Source organism: Methyloceanibacter sp. (genome assembly GCF_051306395.1).
Taxonomy (GTDB): Bacteria; Pseudomonadota; Alphaproteobacteria; order Rhizobiales; family Methyloligellaceae; genus Methyloceanibacter.
This window is the reverse complement of the sequence record NZ_JBPPND010000082.1, coordinates 1-2,536: the sequence shown is the minus strand read 5'-3', so window position 1 is coordinate 2,536 and position 2,536 is coordinate 1. Positions and strand designations below refer to the sequence as shown.

Genomic DNA, 2,536 nt, shown 5'->3' with positions numbered 1-2,536 from the left:
GCGTGGACATGAGCCAGCGGATGCTGGCGTTGTCGACTTACCTCGGCCACGTCAAGGTCTCCAACACCTACTGGTACCTCACCGGCGTGCCGGAGTTGATGGGTCTGATCGGTCAGCGCTTCGAACGCTTTGCCCATCCCTGGGAGGGCAGCGATGAGTAAGCCCTCGACACCGCGAGCCGCGCCGAGCTTCGCTGCGCTGGTGCAGTCGTTCTTCACCGAGTACCTCACGCAGCAGCGGGCGATGAGCCCGCAAACGGTGGCGACCTACCGCGATGCGTTCGTGCTGTTCCTGGACTTCGCGAGGGGGCAGCTGCACAAGCAGCCGACGACGATGGGCCTTCAGGACATCACCCCGGCGCTGATCCTGGCCTTCCTCGATCATCTGGAACGAGATCGCGGCAACGCCGTTCGCACTCGCAATGCCAGGCTGGCAGCGCTGCGGGCGTTCATGAAGTTCGCCGGCCACCGTGATGTCGCCGCGCTGCATGTCGTCGAGCAGGCACTGGGCGTGCCGATGAAGCACTTCGAGCGGCCGATGCCCGGCTTCCTGGCGCGCGAGGAGATGCTGGCGATCATCGGCAAGCCAGGGCCGAGCTGGACCAGCCAGCGCGATCACCTGCTGCTGCACATGCTCTACAACACCGGCGCTCGGGTGTCGGAGGTCATCGGTATACGCCTCGCCGATGTCGTGCTCGACGGCGCGGCCTGCGTCCACTTGCACGGCAAAGGGCGCAAGCAGCGGACGCTGCCACTATGGCGATCGACGGTAAAGGCGGTCCGGGCCTGGCTGAGGGTGAACCCAGAACTCGCATCGGCATCGGCGCTGCTGCCCAACCGGGACGGTCATACGATGACGCGCTCCAATGCCGCTCAGCGGCTCGCGCTGGCCGCGGCCGCGGCAACACCGGCGACGCCGAGCCTGCGGGACCGTCGCATTTCCCCGCACACGGTGAGACACACCACTGCGATGCATCTCCTGCAGTCCGGCGAACGGATTGAGGGCGTCGCCCTGTGGCTGGGTCATGAGAGCCCCACCACCACTCACCAATACACGCAGGCCGACCTCGCGATGAAGGAGAAGGCGCTGGCAAAGCTGCAGGACCCCAACACCGCGCCCAAGCGATTCAAAGCCACCGACTCGCTTCTGGCATTCTTGAAGACGCTGTGATTATGAGAAGGGCAAGAGCGCGTCGAACGCCTTGAGTACGAGGTGATCGACGCGCTCGTGAACGTCGAACTTCCCATAACTGGTGTCTTTGCATAAAGACGGCGGCCTCAAATCTGAAGTGCAACACCCACCAGCGTAAGGTGTGCACATGGATCAGACGACGCAGTACCGCCAGCTTCAGCCCGAGGATCGGATGACGATGGCCAGCATGAAGCAGCAGGGGTTCAGCGCCCGGGCCATGGCCCGGGCGCTGGGCCGCAGCCCTTCGACCATCACACGAGAGTTCGAGCGCAATACGCTGGCGGCTTTGCCGTACGGCTCGCACACGGCGCAGCTGAGCAGCGCGAACCGGCGGGTGGCCGCCCGGCCTGCCGGCAAGCTCGACTTCGACAGCGTCGGCTGGGGCACGGTGCGCACGCTGCTGGACTGGAAGTGGTCGCCGCAGCAGATTGCCGCTACCCTCAAGCGCGTGTTCCCCGACGAACCCGAGCGGCACGTCTCGCACGAGACCATCTACACGGCCATCTACGCGCAGCCGCGGGGCGAGTTGCGCAAGCAGCTCGTGGCCTGCCTGCGCCACGGTCGCAGCACCCGCATGCCCCGATCTCGGGGCGAGGACCGGCGCGGACAGATCCCCGACATGGTCAGCATCCATGTGCGCCCGCCCGAGGTGGGCGACCGCGTCATGCCCGGCCACTGGGAGGGCGATTTCATCAAGGGTGCCGGCAACAAGTCCTCGGTGGGCGTGCTGGTGGAGCGTACGAGCCGCCTGGTGCTGCTGGCCAAGATGGATGACGCCACAGCCGCCTCGGCGCTGGCGGGCTTCTCTGCCAAGCTGAATTCGATCGCCGCGCCGCTGCGCAAGAGCTTCACCTACGACCAGGGCAAGGAGATGTCGCGGCACGTCGACCTGGCCGCGCAGACCGGCGTGAAGGTCTACTTCTGCGACCCGCACAGCCCCTGGCAGCGCGGCACCTGCGAGAACACCAACGGGCTCATCCGACAGTACCTGCCAAAGGGCACCGACCTCAGCGTTTTCAGCCAGGATGAGCTCGACGGCATCGCCGACAGCCTGAATACCAGACCGCGCGCTACGCACAACTGGCACACGCCGCTGGAGGTGTTCGCGCGAACCCTGGCCAGCTCCCACAAGCCCTCATCCTCAGTTCATTGACCCGGGTGTTGCACTTCGGACTTGAAACCGCCAGCAAAGAACGCGACGGGTCGGAGTATGTGGAGCATCGGCTTGATGTCGCACGCCACGTCGAAGACATCATTGACGAGCTTGGCATCGCTCGCGGCGAAGCAATCGTGAAGGAGCTAGGTCGGAGTCGAGCCTTTCACGACCGCGAACTCACGTTCGAGA

3 protein-coding genes are annotated in these 2,536 nt (G+C 65.3%); all 3 read left to right on the top strand.

Going from position 1 to position 2,536, the window contains the following annotated elements; genetic code table 11:
- Positions 1-153 precede the first annotated feature (153 nt).
- A complete protein-coding gene (locus ACSLE4_RS05020; protein WP_435903381.1) occupies positions 154-1,170 on the top strand; it encodes a tyrosine-type recombinase/integrase in 1,017 nt (338 codons plus the stop codon).
- A gap of 148 nt (positions 1,171-1,318) precedes the next feature.
- Entirely contained in the window at positions 1,319-2,344 is a 1,026-nt protein-coding gene (locus ACSLE4_RS05015; RefSeq protein WP_435903380.1) for an IS30 family transposase, read from the top strand.
- 8 nt (positions 2,345-2,352) lie between these two features.
- A partial coding sequence (locus ACSLE4_RS05010; protein ID WP_435903379.1) for a hypothetical protein occupies positions 2,353-2,536 on the top strand: 184 nt, incomplete at its 3' end.

What these genes read in the sequence shown, in the direction of transcription:
- ACSLE4_RS05020 (WP_435903381.1), top strand. Translation starts at nt 154, where the DNA reads ATGAGTAAGCCCTCGACACCGCGAGCCGCGCCGAGCTTCGCTGCGCTG.
- ACSLE4_RS05015 (WP_435903380.1), top strand. Translation starts at nt 1,319, where the DNA reads ATGGATCAGACGACGCAGTACCGCCAGCTTCAGCCCGAGGATCGGATG.